General features: G+C 43.3%; 18 protein-coding genes. 5 read left to right on the forward strand and 13 right to left on the reverse strand.

Annotated features, from left to right (window positions below):
- Positions 1-204: 204 nt before the first annotated feature.
- From Xenpb_RS00920 to dnaK, 3 genes are all read right to left on the reverse strand, one after another.
- A complete protein-coding gene (locus Xenpb_RS00920; protein ID WP_187652674.1) occupies positions 205-1,011 on the reverse strand; it encodes a hypothetical protein in 807 nt (268 codons plus the stop codon).
- 258 nt (positions 1,012-1,269) lie between these two features.
- Positions 1,270-2,397, reverse strand: coding sequence for a molecular chaperone DnaJ (gene dnaJ / locus Xenpb_RS00925; RefSeq protein ID WP_187652675.1), 1,128 nt, complete (start codon positions 2,395-2,397; stop codon positions 1,270-1,272).
- A gap of 105 nt (positions 2,398-2,502) precedes the next feature.
- The gene (gene dnaK / locus Xenpb_RS00930) at positions 2,503-4,413 is read right to left on the reverse strand and encodes a molecular chaperone DnaK (RefSeq protein WP_187652676.1); all 1,911 of its coding nucleotides are present in this window, start codon (positions 4,411-4,413) and stop codon (positions 2,503-2,505) included.
- A gap of 353 nt (positions 4,414-4,766) precedes the next feature.
- On the opposite strand from dnaK, the gene satP reads away from it, so the two are divergent.
- Positions 4,767-5,339 carry an acetate uptake transporter gene (gene satP / locus Xenpb_RS00935; RefSeq protein WP_099115094.1) on the forward strand — a complete coding sequence of 191 codons (573 nt, stop codon included), beginning with the start codon at positions 4,767-4,769 and terminating at the stop codon, positions 5,337-5,339.
- 72 nt (positions 5,340-5,411) lie between these two features.
- Here the strand turns inward: satP and Xenpb_RS00940 are convergent, their stop codons facing one another.
- The 10 genes from Xenpb_RS00940 to Xenpb_RS20375 all read right to left on the reverse strand — a co-directional run bounded on the left by Xenpb_RS00940 (position 5,412) and on the right by Xenpb_RS20375 (position 17,653).
- Complete coding sequence (locus tag Xenpb_RS00940; RefSeq protein WP_187652677.1) at positions 5,412-6,683, reverse strand: MFS transporter; 1,272 nt, start codon at positions 6,681-6,683, stop codon at positions 5,412-5,414.
- Positions 6,684-6,985: 302 nt separating this feature from the next.
- A complete protein-coding gene (locus Xenpb_RS00945) occupies positions 6,986-7,561 on the reverse strand; it encodes a flavoprotein (protein ID WP_187652678.1) in 576 nt (191 codons plus the stop codon).
- Positions 7,562-7,582: 21 nt separating this feature from the next.
- The gene (locus tag Xenpb_RS00950; protein ID WP_187652679.1) at positions 7,583-8,440 is read right to left on the reverse strand and encodes a metallophosphoesterase; all 858 of its coding nucleotides are present in this window, start codon (positions 8,438-8,440) and stop codon (positions 7,583-7,585) included.
- A gap of 68 nt (positions 8,441-8,508) precedes the next feature.
- Positions 8,509-8,973: a group II truncated hemoglobin gene (locus Xenpb_RS00955; RefSeq protein ID WP_099115098.1), complete on the reverse strand. Its 465-nt coding sequence runs from the start codon at positions 8,971-8,973 to the stop codon at positions 8,509-8,511.
- Positions 8,974-9,045: 72 nt separating this feature from the next.
- Complete coding sequence (locus Xenpb_RS00960) at positions 9,046-9,915, reverse strand: hypothetical protein (protein WP_187652680.1); 870 nt, start codon at positions 9,913-9,915, stop codon at positions 9,046-9,048.
- A gap of 48 nt (positions 9,916-9,963) precedes the next feature.
- Positions 9,964-11,100, reverse strand: a complete 1,137-nt coding sequence (locus Xenpb_RS00965) for an acyl-CoA dehydrogenase family protein (protein WP_187652681.1) — start codon at positions 11,098-11,100, stop codon at positions 9,964-9,966.
- 36 nt (positions 11,101-11,136) lie between these two features.
- Positions 11,137-11,865 (reverse strand): thioesterase II family protein, encoded by a 729-nt coding sequence (locus Xenpb_RS00970; protein WP_187652682.1) that lies wholly within the window; start codon positions 11,863-11,865, stop codon positions 11,137-11,139.
- A complete protein-coding gene (locus Xenpb_RS00975; protein WP_187652683.1) occupies positions 11,855-13,513 on the reverse strand; it encodes a GMC family oxidoreductase in 1,659 nt (552 codons plus the stop codon). Before Xenpb_RS00975 ends, Xenpb_RS00970 begins: the two co-directional genes overlap by 11 nt.
- Complete coding sequence (locus Xenpb_RS00980; protein ID WP_187652684.1) at positions 13,510-16,914, reverse strand: non-ribosomal peptide synthetase; 3,405 nt, start codon at positions 16,912-16,914, stop codon at positions 13,510-13,512. The genes Xenpb_RS00975 and Xenpb_RS00980 overlap by 4 nt, the downstream gene beginning before the upstream one ends.
- A 409-nt stretch (positions 16,915-17,323) precedes the next feature.
- The gene (locus Xenpb_RS20375; RefSeq protein ID WP_187652839.1) at positions 17,324-17,653 is read right to left on the reverse strand and encodes a carboxymuconolactone decarboxylase family protein; all 330 of its coding nucleotides are present in this window, start codon (positions 17,651-17,653) and stop codon (positions 17,324-17,326) included.
- A gap of 520 nt (positions 17,654-18,173) precedes the next feature.
- Here Xenpb_RS20375 and trxA point away from each other — a divergent pair.
- The 4 genes from trxA to Xenpb_RS01005 all read left to right on the forward strand — a co-directional run bounded on the left by trxA (position 18,174) and on the right by Xenpb_RS01005 (position 22,112).
- Positions 18,174-18,494 carry a thioredoxin gene (gene trxA, locus Xenpb_RS00990; RefSeq protein WP_187652685.1) on the forward strand — a complete coding sequence of 107 codons (321 nt, stop codon included), beginning with the start codon at positions 18,174-18,176 and terminating at the stop codon, positions 18,492-18,494.
- 101 nt (positions 18,495-18,595) lie between these two features.
- Positions 18,596-19,546 (forward strand): thioredoxin-disulfide reductase, encoded by a 951-nt coding sequence (gene trxB / locus Xenpb_RS00995; RefSeq protein WP_187652686.1) that lies wholly within the window; start codon positions 18,596-18,598, stop codon positions 19,544-19,546.
- A 336-nt stretch (positions 19,547-19,882) separates the two neighbouring features.
- A complete protein-coding gene (locus tag Xenpb_RS01000) occupies positions 19,883-20,887 on the forward strand; it encodes a hypothetical protein (protein WP_187652687.1) in 1,005 nt (334 codons plus the stop codon).
- Positions 20,880-22,112, forward strand: a complete 1,233-nt coding sequence (locus tag Xenpb_RS01005) for an MFS transporter (RefSeq protein WP_255522984.1) — start codon at positions 20,880-20,882, stop codon at positions 22,110-22,112. Before Xenpb_RS01000 ends, Xenpb_RS01005 begins: the two co-directional genes overlap by 8 nt.
- The last annotated feature ends 34 nt before the right edge of the window (positions 22,113-22,146 follow it).

A 22,146-nucleotide genomic window follows, 5' to 3' on the forward strand; every position in this document is an offset into this window, starting at 1 on the left:
GGAAACAAGCCAAATATCACTGGCGACGTTTTATCACCTGGACTCAAGATACCATGGAGTATGAGCTAAATACGTTATTGGAAGGTTATGGTGATCAATTTGCAATTAATTTTTCTTGAGCACTTAAATTAGGGTAATGGATCTCCAAGTAATAAATAGGAACTTGGAGAATCCAATTCGTTTTGAGTCTTTTCACTGGTTGACTTATTCAAATATTGAATCATTGATTACAACCGAACCATCAGGTTTAATAATAGCCTGATAGTTCACCTGCTTTTCACTATCTTTCATCATATTCCATGTATCGTTATATAAAGGATGACCAAAATCTTCCTGTAACGGATATTGTGATTTATATACTGAGGGGGGAGGGGCATTATTTAAAGCCAAATATTTGCCATCGATTGCCCAGTTAATCATTTTATTTTGCCAATTGGCATGATAATGTTCAGATAAACAAACTATATTCGCCCATGGATCGCATATCCATGCTCCGTTCGGGATAGGCTTGTACTTTTTGTTCCTTGGGGCTATTTCTTTATCTTGAAATTTATGATCATAGGTATGCGGAGGATAATAAAACATGATAAAACAGTGATCATAGCGTGATAGAGGGGAGGGAGAAATAATCTCAATGTAAATAGGTTGTATTTCTCCTGATGTCTCTGTAGTAAAAGAATTTTTATATAAGTTATATATATCCTTCGCCCTGTTTCTTGCTAAATACATAAATGCAGTAATAGATAATTCATTACAATTTCCAACCAGTGAATCATCACGTTTTTTTTCTTCCATTATACAATCATATTTTTCTTCTGGCTTCCCAAGCAGACGTAATTTTCCTTGTAATTCCATGAGCTTGTGCTCTCTTTTAAGACTATTTGTTCTAGAATATCTGTTTTTCCGATCTTCTGATTGGAACTCAACATTAAAATAAGAGATATTTGTAGTTTTACCTAGAAAAACACTGTGAGAATATTTGATGGCTTGTTTTAATATAAAATGAATCATTTTGATATCCTCATTATTATTGTATTATATTTAAATCATATTATTTGTGTATGAGTATTTTAAAATGATACTTTCTACTCTTTTTAAATAAAATGCAATGTTAATAACATAACAATATATTTAAAAAAAATTAATAAATGAAGCAATTTAATTGATTGAAAACAAAAAAATAGTTAAATAAAAAAATCCCCCTGAATATCAAGAAATTACAAAAATAATCAGGAGGAATTATTATTAGATATTTTGCAAAGTATTAAATTACTTTGTCAAATCATCAAAAAATTTTTTCACGCCATCAAGGAAGCTCTTGGAGCGAGGGCTATTGGTTTCACCACTTTTTCCGCCAAAAGATTCTCCCAGTTTGCGCATCAGCTCTTTTTGTTCTTCATTCAATTTAACCGGTGTTTCTACTACCACACGGCAGAGCAAATCACCTTGAACGCCACCACGGACAGATTTAACCCCTTTACTCTTCATGCGGAACAATTTACCCGTTTGAGTTTCCGCTGGAATTTTCAGGCTGACACGGCCATCAAGGGTAGGGACTTCTATTTCGCCACCCAGTGCTGCGGTTGCGAAGTTGATCGGAACCTCACAATAGAGGTTGCTGCCATCACGTTCAAAGATATGGTGAGCTTTGACTTGAACCTGAACGTACAAATCACCGGATGGTGCGCCGTGTTCACCTGCTTCACCTTCACCACTTAAGCGAATGCGGTCACCAGTATCGACGCCGGCAGGGATCTTAACAGACAGGGTCTTGTATTTTTCAACGCGCCCATGTCCATGACATTTACCGCAAGGATGCTTGATGATTTTTCCACGGCCATGACACTGAGGACAAGGCTGCTGAACTGCGAAGAACCCTTGGCGCATTTGTACTTGGCCTGCACCGTGACAGGTTGAACACGTTTCCGGGCTGGTGCCGGCTTTTGCTCCGCTGCCATGACAAGTATCACAAGTTTCCAATGTTGGAATACGGATCTCTTTGGTCACACCACGGACAGCTTCTTCCAGGGTTAATTCCATGTTGTAACGCAGGTCTGAGCCACGGCTAGGGCGCTGTTGACGGCGACTACCACCGAAAATATCTCCGAAAACGTCACCAAAGATATCGCTAAAGTCAGCTCCGCCACCTGCGCCACCACCCATGCCACCATGTTCAAAGGCAGCATGACCATATTGGTCATAAGCAGCGCGTTTCTGAGAGTCCGTCAGGATTTCATACGCTTCTTTAATTTCTTTGAATTTACTTTCTGCATCTTTATCACCCTGATTACGGTCAGGGTGATATTTCATTGCCAGACGTTTATAGGCTTTTTTGATCTCTTTTTCGTCTGCGGTTTTGGAAACTCCCAAAACTTCGTAATAATCTTTTTTTGCCATCGTATTGTTTACCCTTAACACGCACGCACGGGCGTAGAGTTACCTCAACGCCCGTGTCAGTTAACAAGTAACAGGCGCCCTGTTACTTTTGCCCGCTAAGGGCTATTATTTTTTGTCTTTAACTTCTTCGAATTCAGCGTCTACAACGTCGTCTTCTTTTTTCGCGTTGCTTGCGCCAGCGTCAGCAGCACCAGCCTGAGCTTGTTGCTGTGCGATTTCCAGCAGTTTCTTAGACGCTTCAACCAGAGCTTGGATCTTCGCTTCGATGTCAGCTTTGTCTTCGCCTTTCGCCGCAGTTTCCAGCTCAGAAGTTGCTTTCTCGATTGCTGCTTTATCGTCCGCAGTCAGTTTGTCACCCGCTTCTTCAACTTGTTTACGAGTGCCGTGAACCAGTTGGTCAGCTTGGTTACGAACCTGAACCAGCTCTTCAAACTTACGGTCAGCTTCTGCGTTTGCTTCTGCATCGCGTACCATCTGTTGGATTTCTTCTTCGTTCAGACCAGAAGACGCCTTGATGGTGATGTTTTGCTCACGACCTGAATTTTTGTCCTTCGCAGAAACATGCAGGATACCGTCAGCATCGATGTCGAAAGTCACTTCGATCTGCGGAGTGCCGCGCATTGCTGGCTGAATGCCATCCAGGTTGAACTGGCCCAGAGATTTGTTATCGCTGGCACGCTTACGCTCACCTTGCAGTACGTGAATAGTTACCGCAGATTGGTTGTCTTCTGCTGTAGAGAACACTTGGCTATGCTTGGTTGGGATAGTGGTGTTCTTAGAAATCAGGGAAGTCATCACGCCGCCCATGGTTTCAATACCCAGAGACAGTGGCGTAACGTCCAACAGCAGAACGTCTTTCACGTCACCTGCCAATACGCCGCCTTGAACTGCCGCACCCATCGCAACTGCTTCGTCCGGGTTCACGTCTTTACGTGGTTCTTTGCCGAAGAAGTCTGCAACGGCTTTCTGAACCATTGGCATACGAGTCTGACCGCCAACCAGAATAACGTCGTGAACGTCAGAGACAGACAGACCCGCGTCATTCAGAGCAACTCTCAGTGGCTCGATAGAACGTTTCACCAGATCTTCAACCAGTGATTCCAGTTTCGCACGAGTCACTTTAACGTTCATGTGCTTAGGACCTGTTGCATCTGCGGTGATGTATGGCAGGTTCACGTCAGTCTGCTGTGCAGAAGAAAGCTCGATTTTCGCTTTTTCTGCGGCTTCTTTCAGGCGCTGCATTGCCAGCGGGTCGTTACGCAGGTCGATGCCTTGTTCTTTTTTGAATTCGTCAACCAGATAGTTGATCATACGGCTGTCAAAGTCTTCACCGCCCAAGTGAGTATCACCGTTGGTTGCCAGAACTTCATACGTTTTTTCGCCATCAACTTCGTCGATTTCGATGATAGAGATATCGAAAGTACCGCCACCCAAGTCATAAACAGCGATAGTGCGGTTGCCCACTTCTTTGTCCAGACCATAAGCCAGAGCAGCAGCAGTAGGTTCGTTGATGATACGCTTAACTTCCAGACCTGCGATACGGCCGGCATCTTTGGTTGCCTGACGCTGTGCATCGTTGAAGTATGCAGGAACAGTAATAACCGCTTCAGTAATTGGTTCGCCCAGATAATCTTCTGCTGTTTTCTTCATCTTTTTCAGAACTTCAGCAGAAATCTGAGGTGGTGCCATTTTCTGGCCTTTCACTTCCAGCCATGCGTCACCGTTATCGGCTGCCATGATTTTGTATGGCATGATAGCGACGTCACGCTGAACTTCTTCGTCCTGAAAACGACGGCCGATCAAACGCTTGATGGCGAACAGGGTATTCTGCGGGTTAGTAACAGCCTGACGTTTAGCTGGTTGACCAACCAGAGTTTCACCATCCTGAGTATACGCGATGATTGAAGGTGTGGTACGGTCACCCTCACTGTTTTCAAGCACACGAGTGGTTGTGCCGTCCATAATTGCTACACAAGAGTTGGTAGTTCCCAAGTCGATACCAATGATTTTACCCATCTAAACGCCTCCACAAAGAATTCATATATTCGGTCAAGTTACTAAGCTATATGAGGACGAATGTTTGCTTTTCAATGGCACTGATTGCCAGAAATTCCTCATTAGTTATGTTTTCAGTTAGTGCTGAAATACCAGTAGTAACTGTAGTTGATTCTTAGATGGGGCCATTCGTCTCATCATCAAGGGGTCGATTGAAAAAAAATTGAAGTTTAATTAAAAATTTTTTCCCCAAGGCCATTGTGTAGTTGATGCCATCACATTATGATTCGCCGCCTTTTATAGTTTCTTGGCGAAATAAAGCGCCTTGATAACTTTTTTAATATTTTGTTTTATCAGTATTTTTCAGGGGAATTATGAATTCTAGTAAGTTGGCGAACCCAGGCCCGTTGGGCTTAATGGGTTTTGGTATGACAACCATTTTGTTGAATCTGCATAATGCAGGTTTTTTCCCATTGACGTCGGTTATTTTGAGCATGGGTATTTTTTACGGTGGGTTGGCTCAGGTGCTGGCAGGCATTTTTGAGTACAAAAAAGGAAATACTTTTGCTGCGACCGCATTTACTTCTTACGGTATGTTTTGGTTGAGTCTGATTGGTTTGCTTTTCCTGCCAACAATGGGACTGGCAGAAGCAACCAGCCATGAATTCCTCGGCGTTTACCTCGCCTTGTGGGGAATTTTCACTTTGTTTATGTTCTTTGGTACGTTGAAGGCCAACCGTGTCCTGCAATTTGTGTTTGGCAGCCTGACTCTGCTGTTCGCATTATTGGCGATTGGTAATATCACAGGCAATGCCAGTATCTTGACTTTTGCGGGTTTTGAAGGCGTTATCTGTGGTGCGAGTGCTTTCTATCTGGCAATGGCTGAGGTTCTGAATGAACAATATGGTCGTACTATTTTGCCAATTGGTGAAGTGAAACACGCTTAACCGTTTTCAGACAGGATGAGTATTTGTGCTCATCCTGTTTTATATCATTTAGCCCGCTTTGCCTGCTTTTTCTTACATTACTTTTTTTCGCAAATAGAATCCTAATAAGATGCCGACAGCCGATAATGTCATCATATAGTAGGCGGGTGCCAGTGAAGTATATTTCAACAGCAGGGTAACGAGGATCGGAGTCATCCCGCCAAAAATGGCATAGGCCAAATTATATGAAAATGAAATGCCACTGAAACGTACTTCTGCCGGATAACTTTTAACCATAACGAATGGTGCTGAGCTAATCACACCAACAGCTAATCCGGTAATGGCATAAACACTAAATAATTTGAGCGGTTCATCGCTGATATTATGATAGAAAAACCATGTCGCGGCAGCTAACAGAATACAGCCGACGATCAACACGATACCCGCACCACATTTATCACATAAATACCCTACAAATATACAACTCGCCGCCAACGAGATGATCGCAAAGCTGTTTGCTTTCAGGGTAATTGATTGCTCCAGATGAAATACCGTCTGCATATAGGTTGGTGCCATCAGGATAATGACCACGATGCCAGCGGAAAGCAGCCAGGTTAATAGCATAGAGATCGTGATGGCGCGTTTGTGATTAAAGATAACGGATTTTAGTGGCAGCTCTTCCGCCAGCGCCTTACGTTCCTGCATTTCCTTGAAGATAGGGGTTTCATGCAGCCAGCGGCGCAGGTACACGGCACACAGACCGAAAACACCACCCAAAAAGAATGGGAGACGCCATGCCCAATCCAAGACTTCCTGCTTGGTATAAATGGAAGTAATCATGGTTGCCACTAAAGAGCCAAACAAAATACCCATGGTCAATCCTGCTGTCAAAACGCCACAGGCAAAGCCTATGCGCTTATGAGGGACATGCTCTGCCACAAAGACCCATGCTCCGGGTACTTCTCCCCCAATCGCAGCGCCCTGCATGATTCGCATCAGCAAGAGCAGTACGGGAGCGGCAATGCCAATCGCATCATAGGTGGGCAGCATTCCAATGATCAGTGTTGGTACGGCCATCAGGAATATACTGAGTGAAAACATCTTTTTGCGCCCAATAAGATCACCAAAATGAGCCATGATGATCCCACCTAACGGCCGAGCTAAATAGCCGGCAGCAAAAATACCAAATGTTTGTAGTTGCCTGAGCCATTCAGGTATATCCGCAGGGAAAAACAGTTCTCCAAGCGCAACGGCAAAGAAGACAAAGATAATAAAGTCGTAAAATTCCAGTGCACCACCCAAGGCGGCCAAAGACAGAGTTTTATAGTCCCGCCTGTTTAATGAACGATTTTGATGTTGTGACATAAATTACCGATTTATAGTTATAAAATGAGGTTTTTTATTATTATTTTCAATGAGTCGATTTTTATTGTGACGAATGAAAATAAAACTTATCCTATATTAAAAGGTGTTTATTCTGCAATTTTTTAAATGAAACGACTCTGGTGATATGTCGCTTAGGTTTGGGCAGAAGGAGAACTTACGTCTGTCTATCAGTTTGTATATCAGGAAAATTTAAAATGGAAGAATACTCAGCCCACACGTTGAATAACCTTTTATCAATTAAGGTGCGGAGTGCTCTTCCACAGCGATATTAATATCAGGGATTATTTTGCCAGATGTTGTTTCAGCAGTGACATAACCGTTTCAATATCCGGTGATGAGGGATGTCCAACGATTCGTTGCAGTGAAGCATCAAAATTTTCGTGCCACACGGGTTCAATAACGTGATAGCCATCATCACGTAACTGAGAAATGTTGCGACGTGTCGCGTTCTTTTCCCACATTACGTTACCCATAACCGGAAAAAACAGTACAGGAAATGTGGAGGCCAGAATGACAGTCGTTAATCGGTTGGTCGCGCCACCGTGGGCAGTGGTCGCCAGTGTGTTAGCAGTGGCAGGTAAAACGGCCATAATGTCATGATCCGCTACAATGCGTGAAGGTTTGTCTGTTGGCCAATCGTGTGGCGACTCTCCGCTGATGACCCGGTCTGCATAGAGCGCAACAGTTGATGCGGGTAAAAAGGTGGTGGCACTGTTTGTCATCAATACCGTCAAGGTACAGTCGATTGTTGCCTTAATTGCTGAAAGATATTTTGGAAGGAGGGTAATATCCACTGACCCGGTTGCACCAATTAAGATCCGAGGTTTTATCTGTGGAATTATTTCAGCATTTTTCATCGGTAAATTAGCCTCTTATTATTATAAAAATGGATGATTAGAGATTGCATGAGTGTGTTTCAGCAACCTATCTAGCTGCACCAAGTAAGAATCTCTACCATGTTCTTGCCATTCCCGCGGATATCCCAAAGAAACTTCCAAATGAGCAACATCTTGAATATATTCGAGATTAGGGATGTGTAAATGTCCGTATACCACCATGCGAACTCCTTTTCTGGATGCCCACTGATGAGTTTTTTCACTGCCACACCAAATGGAAAATTCGGTATTGCGTAAAGATTCAATCGGTTTTCGGAGAAGGGGAAAATGGCTTATAAGCACGATATCTTCACCGTCTGGAATAGCGTTTAAACGTTTTTCAGTATATTGGAGACGTTCCCGACACCAGTCGATAATATTTTTATGGGGGTAGGTTTTCAGAAAAAATTCGTCAGAGCTGATGACACCACAACGACGGGCGCGTTCTATGGCCTGCTCCGCCGTATAGTCATCAATATTTCTGAATGAATAATCATATAAAGTAAAAATAGGGGCAATGGTAACGGTTTTACCATTGCCCATGCGGTAATGGCGAAACTCATCTTCAGGGGTGAGCACGTTATGCTGTCGGCAAATATTGACCAGATGTTCATAACGCAGTACGCCAGGTAACTTTAATTGATCTCTTGGTGTACACCAGAGTTCATGATTCCCCGGCGTCCAGACGACTTGGGCAAGCCGTTGGGAAAGCATACTGATGGCCCATGTAAAGTCTGATTCCTGCTCTGCAATATCACCTGCCAGCAGAAGCCAATCATCAGGTGTTGATGGCCTGAATGATTCGACTATAGCTCTATTTGTTGCATGAGATACATGTAAATCACTGATAGCCAGCAGCATGAGCCCACCTCTTTGTTTCTTATTTTCCTAACATCCTATTTTCCTAACATCCTAATTTTCCAGAAAAATCAGGGTGTTCCCGGAGGGGCTTCTCCCCATCCCCAGTTGGGCACGGTTTCGCGACGAGAAGGAGCGGCATTAGGTTGAGAATTAGCTTCAGCTCTACGTGAACCCCATTCGATATAACCTGCAAAGGCGGCACGAAATTCAGGATCAGATGGCAGGCCGATTTCATCAGCAGACTGCATCAGCAAGTCTACCCATCTTTTCCTTTGTTCTGGCTGAATGCTTCTGCCTCTGTGGCGGCTTAACATGACTTTGAAGCCACCGCGCTCATTGGTATAGCGCTTTTCGCCACCGAGTACTTCTTCCAACCACATGGCTACATGACCAGGGTGATCGGATTTCATGTTTTGGAACAGCGGAGCGAGTAGCTCATCTTTTTCAACTTTGGCATAAAAGATAGTCATGAGTTTCATGAGGGCCTCACGACCTCCCATCCATTCAAATAAGGTCGGTGCTTCATTTGCCATAATGTAACCTCTCATATGAATATATTTATTAATGATGTTGCGATACAGGCAACGGCTATTTGTTGATATCCGTTACCCCAACTCCAAAGACGTAATGGCCTTGACCTTATCTATCTGCCCCTTTGGAATGAGATTGCCTTTGTACATTCGGTATGTGTTAAAGAGTCCCTTTAGCCCATACTCGTTAGCCAGTTGAAGAAAGTCGTTGTTATCGGTTTCGGGAACATCCGCCGATATAGGTAAGCCATCAGAGATTTGTGCGAATGCGGTAAGAGCCAACGTTTCAACAACTTCGGCATTGTCGGCATGGAAAGGGCCTATTCGGTAGCCATTTTGGGATCGCCTTATGCCTATGATCCCGGAAATTCCTGTTCTGGAATAAGTACAGAATCCATAACGCCCTTTTCCCCAGAACCAATTGGCAAGTAATGCACCTCGATAAACGCCGATGCATTCCGCATCATATTTGATGACTTCATCAATATTGGCTGGCGTGATCAGAATGGCACCTGATGGGGGTATGATTTTTTTCTGGATGGTTCCAGAAAGCCGGACATTACGATAATGTTTAACAAACCCCCTTTTTTCGTAGAGTGACGTTTTATCCCAGTTACCATCACAGCCAATTGTGCGATGTTCTGCATAATCCATAGACCATTTCCATATTTTCCCTGCACAAATACTATTGCGGAATTCTGATGGTATGAGGAAGTTACCACCGAATGAGTAATGATCTGAATAACTGACCATCGATATTGATGCGATAGGCTGCATATTATGATGGGCGATAAAGAAAGCATCTGGGTCTACATTAAAGAAACAAGCTGTATCGCCCGAACTAATATCCCAGTTTTCATTATTTGCCCAATTGAGAACGATAGAATTCCATTGACTCAGATTCACCGAACGGATGAGACACGTTTGAGTGCTCCTTTCATTCATAATCAATATATCCTCTCGAATAGGGTTGAGTACCAGTATGGTGTGGTCTTAAAGTCCAAGTGATTTACTGATAATTTCTTGCAACACTTCGCTGGTTCCACCGTAAATGGTCTGGGCACGGCTATTCAGCCAATTCTTGCCCACAGTGGAATCACGCAGGTAACCTAGCCCTCCGTGCAATTGCAGGCAACGATCTGCCACTTTCATTTGAAGTTCAGTCGTCCACCACTTGATGCGGGCGGCATCCACCAGGCTGAAAAGACCTTGGTTAAAGAGATCAACGGCGTTATCAAGGTAGATTCGGGCAATTTTTACTTCAGTATCTAATTGCGCGAGCATAAAACGGTTGTATTGAAAGGAGCCAATTGGTTGATTGAAGGCCGTTCTTTCTTTCACATATTCCAGCGTGCTCTGCAATATATGTTCTGCACTGGCAACCGCCACGGTTGAAATACTGAGGCGTTCGCGGGGCATCGCTGACATAAAGTAATAGTTACCAAGGTTTTCACGGCCAAGCAGGTTGGTAATAGGGACTTTGCAGTCATGGAAAAAGAGTTCAGCCGTGTCGCTGCCATTCCAGCCAATTTTCTTCAATGGCTCCCCTCTGGAGAAGCCGGGCATATCCCGTTCTATTGCCAACAAGCTGATGCCCTGACCTTGTTGCCCTTGTTCTGTTTTTACGGCGACAACAATCAGATCCGCGTTGATGCCATTGGTGATATAAGTTTTGCCGCCATTGACCAGATAGTAATCACCCTGACGTGTAGCCACCGTTTTGATGTCGGCGGTATTGGAACCCCCACTGGGTTCCGTCATGGCAATAGCCGCCACTCGTTTTCCGCTACACAATTCCGGCAACCACCTTTTTTTCTGTTCCTCATTACCAAGGGCAAAAATATAGCTGGCAACAACATCGTTATGAGCAACGATCCCCGGTACAGTCACACCTGATTTGATGAGTTCTTCTGTCAGAATTACTGCGAACCGGTAATCGCTTTTTCCCAGTCCCCCAAATTCGGGAGTAACACTCATGCCTAATAAACCAGACTGACCTAACTTCTCCCAAAAAGAGCGTTCAACCAGCCCATTTTCTTCCCACCTTTGATGTTCAGGGACGATTTCACTTTCAAGAAATTCACGGCAGGATTTCCGGTAATTATCAAAATTATCAATCTCAACACGCATATTCACTCCTGATTCTTTGTCAGCTCATGGTTTTACTCAAATCGCCTTACTCAGTAGTATTTTTTTGATGACATCCCAATGTTGGTACATAGCAAAGTGATCCCCCCCAATGTGGATGAGTGAGGTATTGCCAGAGGTGTAATTTTTCCAGGCTTCCATGTCCGCCAAAGTGACATGAATATCGTGAGTAGCAGAAATCAGCACCAGTGGGTAATTCACCTGTATGTTGCCAAACTGGGGAAATTGGCTGCGTATCCGGTAATCACTGCGCAGTTGGCGGATGATGGGTTTTATTAGCGCAGGCTCGTTCAAAATGGCTTCAGGCGTCCCTTGATCCTCTTTGGTTTTTTGAATCAATTGCTCATCTGTCCATTCATGCCGTTCATCTTCTGGTTGACGATGAGGAGGGACAGAGCTGGATACCACGCCAAATAGGGGAGAAATGCCATGGTTTTTCATTAATGCCTGACCCACCGCGAGACTCAGCACACCACCAAAACTATGGCCAAAGGTAATCCACTCTGTCATGCCTTGTGCCTGTTTTTGTTGGAAGTCGGCCCAAATATCTGATGCCAGCCGTTCAACCAGTGAATCGAGATCGTGAATTTCAGGCTCTTTAGCCAGATGACCACGACCTGGGATCGCAACAGGTTGTAAAATTGCGGATTTGGTTGTCATAAGATCATTTAGCCAGGGGCGATAAATGGCTGTTGTTGCCCCGGCATGTGGAAAGGCATAAATCACCCGCCTGCAATTAGTGTCCATTTGTTCTCCGATCGCTGGTGGTTTCTCTCTCTGCTTCTCTTTCTATTAAGAAACTGACAATGCGCTCAGCAACCATAATGGTTGTCAGATTGGTTGGCATGGAGGGAATGGTGGGAAACAGGGAGGCATCAGCGACTGTCACGCCAGTAATACCATGCACCCGACCGTCTTGCTGTGTGGCACTATCAGGATCACTACTGCTACCCATTCTGAGCGTTCCGGAGGCATGCCAGCCAGGATTGACAAGGTTCTTGATTGCACTGTTCATGATTTCGTCGTTATAAATCATGGAGTGTGACCAAAATTGTATGCCATCAAGGAAGGCATCTACTTCTGCATGGTGTAAAACCTCCCAAATTTTACGTACTCCCCCTACAAGGCGAGTAATATCTGATGGGGTACGGGTCAATGGCAGATCAATTTGGGGCAATACCGTAGGCGTGACGGAACTGATAAAGACCTGTCCTTGAATCTCCGGACGCATCAACATGACAGAAGCGCCAACCAACATTGGATAAGCAACACGATCTCTGAACCCTGGCACAGTGTCACTGGCAACATTGTTCAGCAAGCCAATTTGCACATCGACTTTTTCGTCATAACCGCTGCAAATGCGGGCAGCAATTTGCCGCCACGGCAGGCCTGTTGTACAGACACCTGCTTTAGGTAGCGCCCAGAGTACCACTGAAGCATGGTCAGTTAGGTTTCTGCCAACGGCGGGCACTTGTGCAACAATAGGGATACCTAATCTGCTCAGGTGTGCTGGATCCCCCACACCTGAGCGCTGTAATAACGTGGCTGAGCCAATTGCACCAGCGCAGAGAACAATCTGTCCGGCCTGATAAACCCGCTCTTCTCCCGCCTGAATGATTTTTACCCCCGAAGCGACTGTGCCATTAAAAATGACCTGCGTGACCAGTGCATCAGTTATCACGTGCAGATTTTCTCTGTTCAGAATCGGTTCAAGGTATGAACGATAAACATCCACTCTTTCTGCGCCATTAATAACATTGGCGGGCACAGGGCCGACGGCCGGATCTTCACCGATATTGAGATCATCAACGTATGGCACACCAAACTGTTCGCAGGCACGGGCAAAAGCCATATCAAGGGGATGGATCTCGCCATTCGGAGGTCTGCGCAGGCACATTGGCCCCTGTGAACCGTGGTTATCATCACCAATACGATCGGTGTCATTTTCCAGATGCTTAAACCACGGCAGAACCTGTTCCCAAGACCAATCAGGGCAACCCATTTGGGCCCATTTATCGAAATCGCTCGGAAATCCTCTCAGGGCAATGGCACCGTTGACTGCGGAGGAACCACCGAGTACTTTTCCTACCCGATAATTGAACGGCTTACGTTCCTTGTGCTTGCGAGCCTGTTGTGTGTCATCCTGATGAACGTGAGGGGCAATGAGAGCGGCGAACCGATCATCATTGCGCACATTGGCTTCGTAATCCCAGTTATATCCTTCCAATACCAGTCTTGACGCATCTCTGAGTGGACTGGCGGGGTCATGTACATCAGATTCGTGGCCTGCTTCAATCAGCAGTACGGATTTCATGCTGTTTTCAGACAGGCGCGATGCTGCCACGCATCCTGCTGAACCGCCACCTACCACGATATAATCGTATGCTTTGGTCATAGTTCATTTACCGCTTGAGATTGAACGATTGTTTCGATGATGCGAGAGAAAGACTGAATGTTGGAATTCATGAACAATCCTTCGATGATGTCCTGTTCGCCAACAGGTGTAATGTTAAATTCCTGTCGCAGTGCACTAAGTAAACCAACGGCATGCAGTGAATCACCGCCAATATCAAAAAAGCCATCGGTGACATCAAAATCATCATGCTGAAGTTGTGCTTGCCAGAGTTTCAGGATCTTTGCTTCTATCTCATTAGCGGGTTTAACCGGAGCATCAGAGTGTTCTTCGGTATCAGACCAGGGGATAGGCAGCGCTTTACGGTCAATTTTTCCATTACTGGTTAATGGCATATGGGACAATAAAACGTAATAACTGGGCACCATATAAGAAGGCAGTGTCTTGCGGGTAATCTCCCTCAACTGGTCTTGAAAATGGCTTGGGGCATCCAAAATTTCTACAGTTTCAGGTACAACATAGGAAACGATATGCCGTTGCCCGGTTTTGGGATGCACGGGAGCATCAATAACGACATGGCTGGCGTTTTCATGGCTCAGGAGGCAGGCTTCAATTTCACCTAATTCAATGCGGTATCCATTGATTTTTACCTGATTATCTTCACGTCCTAAAATTTCTATCAAGCCATCGGCAATATATCGTCCCAAATCTCCGGTTCTGTACAGCCGCTCACCTGTGACGGGATGAGTAATAAAGCGCAGTGCAGTTTTTTCTGCATCGCCCAAATAACCTTGGGTCACTCCGTCTCCGCCAATATAGAGTTCCCCCGTTACCCATTTGGGGCAGGGTAGCAGCCAATTATTCAGAACATGGAAAGTTTGATTTGCCAACGGCTTGCCATAAGGAATGCTTTTCCAGTTTTTATCAATTTCCTTGATTGGATAGTGTATCGACCAGATAGAGCCTTCAGTCGCTCCTCCGAGACTGATGATCGCAGTATCTGGCAGGCTTTCCCGGATACGTTCTGGCAGATCGACAGGTATCCAGTCTCCGCTCATTAGGATTAACCTTAATTTGGTCTTGGACAGAGCAGAACCATTTCTGTCTACCAGTATTTTCACGGGAGCCGGAACACTATCCCAGATAGTAATTTGATGTTTGATTAGTATGTCTAACCAGATTTTTGGGTCATTGGCCGTTTCAGGCATGGAAAAAATAACTTTTCCTCCTACTCCCAACAGCCCGAAATAGTCATAGACGGACAAATCAAATCCAGCCGGTGCGACGGATAATACAGCGTCTTTTTCTGTGATGTGGAATTTATGGTTGATATCAAACACCGTATTTGCCGCATTACGGTGAGAAGCCATGACACCTTTCGGCTCTCCGGTTGAACCGGAGGTAAAGATGACATATGCCAGATCATCTAATCCCTGCACTGAAGGCATGGAAGACCAGCGTGTTGTCTCCATGGCGCTGTGCATAGGGCACTCATCCAGGTTTATCCGAAGCAAATCCGTCAATTCATCATGTTCAAAAACCGTGCTGCCAGTGATAATCCCTTTGGCTGAACAACGATTGAGCAAATTCATCCGGCGTTCGGCAGGAAGTTGGGGATCGATAGCCACGTAAGCAGCTCCTGACATAAGGACACCCAGTAGCCCGATTACCAATTCTGGGCCTTGTGGCAAGGATACAGCGACAATATCATTGGGACGAATTTGGGCTGAAGTGCGAAGTTGTTGCGCGATTACGATGGCTTTGTTGACCATTTCCGCATAGGTAATTTGTTTTTCTCCCTGAATAAGCGCGATTTCATGGGGGAATTTGGCTGCGGCCTGCAAAATCATTTCATGCAGCAGTTTAAGATCGAACGCGATATCTGTTGCATTGGATTTTGCCCGCTCTGCCAGATCTGATGCGGGCAACTTCACCAATGATGCACTTGTATCCCATACGGAATCATCTTCAGCACAAGTTGCAATCAGCGTCAGATAGGTATCCAGCATGGCTTCTACCATGCCATCAGGGAACAATTCACTGACAGCGTTCCAGTTAATCTGAACAAGACCATCAACCCGCACAATTTGGTTCTCTAACCAGACTTGTGGGGTTTGATTGCTGTTATAAATTTGGGTAGCGTCCGTCCAGCCGATATCTGTTACCACATCGTCCAAATTGGCCGTCAGGGTATTGCTGAATACTACGGGAGCTGTTGCTGCCCGGTTGTTATGACCCCGGCGGGTCAGCTCTCTCAAAACCTGAACACCATTGTAGGAACAATGCCAGCGATTCATCATCAAATCAGTCTGGATTTGCACTAAACGATCATGGAAGCTTTCTTCTTTTGTTCCCCGTATTCCCAGTAACATGGGTTGAAGAAAATTACCGACAACATTTTCTATGCCATCAAAATAGGGACGCCGCCCGAATTGAGTGATAGTCAGCGTAAAAGTTTGGTGTTTCGACCACTGACGAAGGACTTCTGTATAAATGCCGAGAAGTACTGTTTCCAGAGTTAGCTTGTGTGCTTCCGCTTTCTGCCTGAGAGCCCGCAATGTTTCAGCGGCGATTTTTCTACTGTAACGCTTGAACGCAGGAGAGGAAATCATCTCAGGAATCGTTTTCAATGGTAACTCTGGCGGTTGCGGTAAAGTATCTAACTGCTGTTCCCAGTAGGCTTTGTCGCGTAACCCTTGTAATTGCCCTTGCAGATAACGCTCTGAGTTTATATAAGTGTGAAAATTCATATTAGCAGCTAATATGGGTAACTCATGACCTTGATAAATTTTCCACCAGTCACGTAATATCAGACGAATACTATGAAGATCCACAAACATCATATCGAAATAAACATGCAGGCGAGTAATATTGTCATTAATTATTGTTGCTCGTATATCGAATGTTGGCGCTTTATCAAGGGGGAGTAATTGTGTTTCCATTTCCTGACGAATATTTTCCAGCATTTTATCTTTTTCTGATGCTGGCCATTTTCTACAATCCTGAATAGGAATGATGTAATTTAATGGAGCCGGTAAAATCCGCTGTTGCCCATCTAAAGATAAAGTTGCCCTTAACATAGGGTGATATTCAATGATTTTGTTCAATGCGTTATTTAATGAATTGATATCTAATGATTGAATATCTAATTCAGTATATAGGCAACTGGTTAACCCTCCTAGTTCCAGTCCGGGGTTACGCCCAATTAAATAGGCATATTGAATATCTGTTAATGGAAAATTTACTGTCTCAATCGTATCTTCTTGTAGCGTTATAGGGATGGTAATATTTATTAATGGTAATCTATTTTGCAGCATCCCATTAACCTGTTTTTTCAATTGGGGTAACTCTATTTCTAAATTTTTGTTTTCTGGTTTATATAATTCAGGAGAGGTAGAGACTTCTAATCCGGATTCTTGTAATGCCTGGAGAAAATTTTTCATGCATTATCCCTTAGTAATTGATTGGTAAGTTGATTTATGTTTTTTTGAAGTTGCTTTTTTTCTCTGAAATAAAATAGTGTTGGGAATATGGTTGAATTTCTTAACAAAGAATCCATTTGCAGTTCACCAATTTATTTTGGTGAAAATAAACGAAAAGCAATACATTTTTAAATGCCTCATTAATTTTATTAAGGTATTTAGTTTTATTTGTTGGTTTGCTTTTACACAAAAATAACACTTTTATAACTAAATGTAATATCAAATAATAATATTTTATTAATGATTATTGTTATATAAAACATACGGATACTGACCAAACTTAAGTTTGCAATAGCATAATAATTCCTGACGCCTCACGAACTTGCTAATCTTTTGTGGACAAATTTGAGATTTTTAGCCAGCTCAATCGTCAGCGCTTATAACTGTTTTTATCAAGATCATATATAGTTAATGCTTTTGCACTGTGAATAAAAGCATTTTCACCTTTCATTAATATTACTACGCCAATTCCCTCAATTAACTCTTCTCGTGTTAATCCACTTTCTATACCAGATATACCAGAACGAATGTGGTTTCTGAGTGATTCATCAGAAGCTGAGGCTATTGCGATTGTGATAGTAATTAACTCTTTGAATTTTTGGGGTGATTTTTCATTATTCAGTGTTGTAGTGTAAAGTTTTTCAAATGCAGATGTGATATCAGATGAAGCATGAGTCAGAAAAAGTATGAATTTTTTTATTCACTGTTTGTGTCTTACTCATGTTTTCCTTGAAGACTAAAATGCGTGAAGAAGAGCGTGACTCGAACTCATAAAGAGCAATACTTATTATTATATTGTTATTACGTGATTTTTTGTCTTTTGAATAGTGAATATATGAAATCATCGTATCTCCATTGTTTTTTCTCTGGCTAAAGTTATCAATCAGAATTTATCTTGTTGATTTTTTTAATAATTGTATTTATCCGATATTGCTTAGATAATTTTTGTATCATTTATTTTAAGGATTTTAATAACTGATTGTTATTAATTGATAGCCTGTCCCTATCTTTCTGATAGGAAAAGATCTATTGATCTAACTATAATATTCAATATAATAATTGAATTACGGGTATCGAGTATTCTGAGTTAGCGGTTATTTTGTACATGGATTCATGAAACGAATGTTCCAATATTAAGTTAACAAATTTACATTCGCATACCCCACATTTTATTTATAAGCTGTGTTTAAGTAACTTGAAAATTTTGTTGAGGATTCAATATGAGTACATTAATTGAATTAACCGAAGATAATTTTGATAGTGTAGTCGGTACTAAAGGGATCTGTGTTGTCAGATTCTGGGCACCATGGTGTGGCCCGTGTCGTGCGGTAGCGCCAACGTTTAATCAGTTATCAATCGATATGAAAGATAGTGCTACTTTCGGGGAAATCAATATTGATGAAGCCTATAATATCACTATGAAATATGGTATTCGCAGCATACCAACGACATTAGTATATAAAGATGGGCAACCTGTAGATTCTCTTGTTGGCATCGCTTCATTAACACAATTTAAGAATATGGTTTCTCAAAATTTGTAGTTCAGGTTGAGTTAAATTTGAGGGTTTGAGGAGCCTGCCTTACCTAACAGTCCAAACCAATATCATCATTTGCTTTTAATTGGTAAAACAAGGAGCATTTAATGTCTGTTTATACGAAAGTATTAATTATAGGAACTGGCCCTGCTGGGTATACTGCGGCGATATATGCGGCTAGGGCAGGTTTTTCTCCTATTGTTGTCTCCGGTTTGGAACTGGGCGGGCAATTAATGAATACCACTGATGTTGAGAATTGGCCGGGAGAGCCGGGAGGGACAACAGGCCCTGAACTTATGTTAAGAATGGATAAGCATGCGAAAGAATTTATTCCGGAAATAATTAATGACCACATAGTTTCTATTAATTTTGATGCTAAACCCTTCTTGGTTTCAGGGGAGAAAAATGAATACCAAGCAGAAAGTATCATTATTGCAACAGGGTCAACTGCACGTTATTTGAATCTGCCTAATGAAAATAAATTACATGGTAAGGGACTCTCCTCCTGTGCGACTTGTGATGGCTTTTTTTTTAAAGGTCAGGATGTTGCAGTAATCGGGGGTGGCAACACTGCCGTTGAAGAAGCATTATATCTTGCTAATATAGCAAGGCGAGTTTTTCTGATTCATAGGCGAGCTGAACTAAGAGCGGAAAAAATCCTACAGGACAGGCTGATGGCTAAAGTCAGTGAAGGTAAGATCGATATACTCTGGAATACAGAAGTGAAAGGGTATATAGAATATCAGAATGAATTTAAAGGACTCTCTTTAATAAATACACTTGATGATATCTTATTTGATCTTCCTATCAGTGGCTGTTTTATGGCGATAGGCCATGATCCGAATACAGGTTTTTTACAAAATAAATTAAAGCTGAATGATGGATATATTATTGTTAATGGCAGATCTCACCATTTTGAAACAATGACATCAATCCCCGGGGTATTTGCGGCAGGGGATGTTGCTGATAACAAATATCGTCAGGCAATAACATCAGCAGGTTCAGGCTGCATGGCGGCACTTGATGTAGGAAAATGGCTACAATTTAATAACTTATAATATTATTAATTCATTAAGGCCATTCAGAGATGACTGGATGGTCAGTTTTCAAATGAAATAATTAGTACCTCTCTTTATCAATTAATCTGCGCATTTCTGCCAGTATGTAAATACTGGCTTTTATCATTATATGGTTGTTCATATGGATTGGCATTTTCCCTTATATCTCCCTTGAAGGATAAGGCATTACACACTGGATAAGGAATAAAGCGGCATAGATTGTTTATCGTTGACTAAAATTTCAAGCCAGACTAATCTATCAATCAATAATTATATTGAATGATTTAATGAAAGCATTGTGCCTCATGCCGCTTTTATAGAACAGGAGTTTTTATAATGTCGCCTAACAACATATCCTCTACAAGCAACGATACATCACAGATAAAACCCCATTCAAATCAGCGTCTGGCGTTTATGGTTCTAGCAATCGTACAGTGTATTCTTATTTTCACGATTGCAATCGTTACAGTTCCACTTCCAAAAATCGCGATAGAGTTCAACCTCACATCTGCTGATCTGCTTCTTGTTCTTGCTGCTTACGGACTCCCATTCAGTGGCTTACTATTGTTTGGAGGGAGGCTGGCCGATAGGTTTCAGGGACGACGGATGTTCGCCGTACCTGTCCTTGTGTCAGTCATAGGTTTGCTCAGCACCCGCAGTCTACTTCCAGCCGGAATTGATGAATCTCACCAGCATCGGTCGAAATTAGACCTGATTGGTGCAATATTCGCTACGTTCGGTATTTCCTTAAGTAGTTATGGCTTGATATTAACTGGCGATCATCCGTGGACATCGTCAGTGGTATTGCTCCCACTACTGATCGGTCTTGGCTCATTAGTTGCCTTTGCCGTGCTCGAACGTTTCGTCCGTGACCCACTCCTTCCTCCCGGGTTTATTTTCGAGCGGAACCGGATCACAGGACTATTTGGCATGTTTCTGGCGGCCGTAGGCTCAGGAGTTGTCAACTTCGTTTTATCCCTCTACTTACAACAAGAACTGGGATGGACACCACTCATGACAGCCGGCGCATTCCTGCCGTTTGCAGTCGCGCTCATCGTGACCGGACAAATAACAACACCTTTAGTTGGTCGCATGGGGGCGGCACGGGTGACAAGCCTGGGGTTGCTTATCGCTGCTATCGGGCTTGGGTTGTTGGTCGGTATTGACAAAAACACAACTTACGTCGTGGGATTACTGCCTAGTCTGGTTCTTGTCGCAATAGGTATTTCACTGGCTTTTTCAGGCTCTGCGGTACTTTCCACAATGAATGTTCCGCAACAACTGGCGATTTTACTCACAAACCGTAATCATGTTGCATTAGGGAAACCTCACCATGAATAACATTCAATCAGAGGAAAAAAGCCCGAAAGCCTCATCGGGAATAGTACCACCAATGCAAAAGCAGCGTGATATACCTGTCTCCATTTATTTGCTCGGATTGACTATATTCGTACTCACTACCTCTGAGTTTATGGTTGTCGGTATGATGCCATCGTTAACCGGCGTGTTTGGAGTCACTGTCGCAGATATTGGCTACCTGATTTCACTCTACGCTATCGGCATGGTTATCGGTGGACCGATACTGACAGCATTATTTGTCACGTTACGGGTTCCCAACAAGCAGGCATTACTTTGGCTACTGGCTCTCTACAGTGTTGGCGGCATTATAGCTGCAACGGCAGGGAGTTATCAGTCGATGGCTATTGCCCGCGTTATCACTGGCATTGCCGGCTCTGCCTGTATCGGTATCTCTTTGGCGATCTGTGGTGAAGTCGTCAGAACAGAAATGCGGGGAAGAGCCTCATCAATTGTACTCAGTGGCATGATGCTGGCGACTGTTTTAGGCGTACCCGCAGCAACCGTTATTGATCAGAACATGGGCTGGCGTTTGAGTTTTTGGTTGGTTGTTATATTCACTGTCATTTGTGCTTTGATTATATGGGCGCTGGTACCTGCTTCACGTAATACTTCGGATATTCGTATTGGCGATCAACTTACATCGTTTCGAAATGGGAAACTTTGGGCAGCTTATGCGTCAAGTGCCCTTATCATCGGAGCATCTTACGCAGCTTTCAGCTACATCTCAGCAATTTTGACTGAAATTACAGGATTATTGCCAGCCGTCGTGCCTATTATACTCGGTCTTTATGGTGCAGCGAATGTAATTGGCAACACGATTACCGGCCGTTTTGCTGATAAGTATACTTTCGCAGTGCTGACCATCGGGATTAGCATTCTGGCTATATCGTTACTGATATTTGCGCTTTTTCCAGAAAGCCGCTACATAAGTGTCATTGCCTTTTTAGTGATTGGTCTTGTGGGGGTTCCTATGAGTCCAGCGATGATTACACGTGTTATGCGCGTGGCAAATGCAGGTCCTCTGGTTAATAGTGTCCATGTCTCCATTATTAACAGTGGGCTGGCATTTATCGCATGGGCAGGGGGATTAAGTATTGGTGCAGGATATGGGCTTATATCACCATTATGGATCGGCCTGATTCTGGCTATCTTTGCCTTGCTTTCACTCACACCACTTAGTGTTAGGATTTCAATGAAGTCATCTTAAATGAATTAATAGAGAGGCAAAAATAAACATCTTA

The organism is Xenorhabdus sp. PB62.4, assembly GCF_014467285.1.
GTDB lineage: Bacteria > Pseudomonadota > Gammaproteobacteria > Enterobacterales > Enterobacteriaceae > Xenorhabdus.

Excerpts from the sequence above, each read along its gene's own strand:
- Xenpb_RS00920 (WP_187652674.1), bottom strand. The coding sequence starts at position 1,011 with ATGATTCATTTTATATTAAAACAAGCCATCAAATATTCTCACAGTGTT.
- Xenpb_RS00980 (WP_187652684.1), bottom strand. The coding sequence starts at position 16,914 with ATGAAAAATTTTCTCCAGGCATTACAAGAATCCGGATTAGAAGTCTCT.
- Xenpb_RS01000 (WP_187652687.1), top strand. The coding sequence starts at position 19,883 with ATGTCGCCTAACAACATATCCTCTACAAGCAACGATACATCACAGATA.
- satP (WP_099115094.1), top strand. The coding sequence starts at position 4,767 with ATGAATTCTAGTAAGTTGGCGAACCCAGGCCCGTTGGGCTTAATGGGT.
- Xenpb_RS00965 (WP_187652681.1), bottom strand. The coding sequence starts at position 11,100 with ATGCGTGTTGAGATTGATAATTTTGATAATTACCGGAAATCCTGCCGT.
- dnaJ (WP_187652675.1), bottom strand. The coding sequence starts at position 2,397 with ATGGCAAAAAAAGATTATTACGAAGTTTTGGGAGTTTCCAAAACCGCA.
- trxB (WP_187652686.1), top strand. The coding sequence starts at position 18,596 with ATGTCTGTTTATACGAAAGTATTAATTATAGGAACTGGCCCTGCTGGG.
- Xenpb_RS00960 (WP_187652680.1), bottom strand. The coding sequence starts at position 9,915 with ATGAATGAAAGGAGCACTCAAACGTGTCTCATCCGTTCGGTGAATCTG.
- Xenpb_RS00945 (WP_187652678.1), bottom strand. The coding sequence starts at position 7,561 with ATGAAAAATGCTGAAATAATTCCACAGATAAAACCTCGGATCTTAATT.
- dnaK (WP_187652676.1), bottom strand. The coding sequence starts at position 4,413 with ATGGGTAAAATCATTGGTATCGACTTGGGAACTACCAACTCTTGTGTA.
- Xenpb_RS00950 (WP_187652679.1), bottom strand. The coding sequence starts at position 8,440 with ATGCTGCTGGCTATCAGTGATTTACATGTATCTCATGCAACAAATAGA.
- trxA (WP_187652685.1), top strand. The coding sequence starts at position 18,174 with ATGAGTACATTAATTGAATTAACCGAAGATAATTTTGATAGTGTAGTC.
- Xenpb_RS01005 (WP_255522984.1), top strand. The coding sequence starts at position 20,880 with ATGAATAACATTCAATCAGAGGAAAAAAGCCCGAAAGCCTCATCGGGA.
- Xenpb_RS00955 (WP_099115098.1), bottom strand. The coding sequence starts at position 8,973 with ATGGCAAATGAAGCACCGACCTTATTTGAATGGATGGGAGGTCGTGAG.
- Xenpb_RS00975 (WP_187652683.1), bottom strand. The coding sequence starts at position 13,513 with ATGACCAAAGCATACGATTATATCGTGGTAGGTGGCGGTTCAGCAGGA.
- Xenpb_RS00970 (WP_187652682.1), bottom strand. The coding sequence starts at position 11,865 with ATGGACACTAATTGCAGGCGGGTGATTTATGCCTTTCCACATGCCGGG.
- Xenpb_RS00940 (WP_187652677.1), bottom strand. The coding sequence starts at position 6,683 with ATGTCACAACATCAAAATCGTTCATTAAACAGGCGGGACTATAAAACT.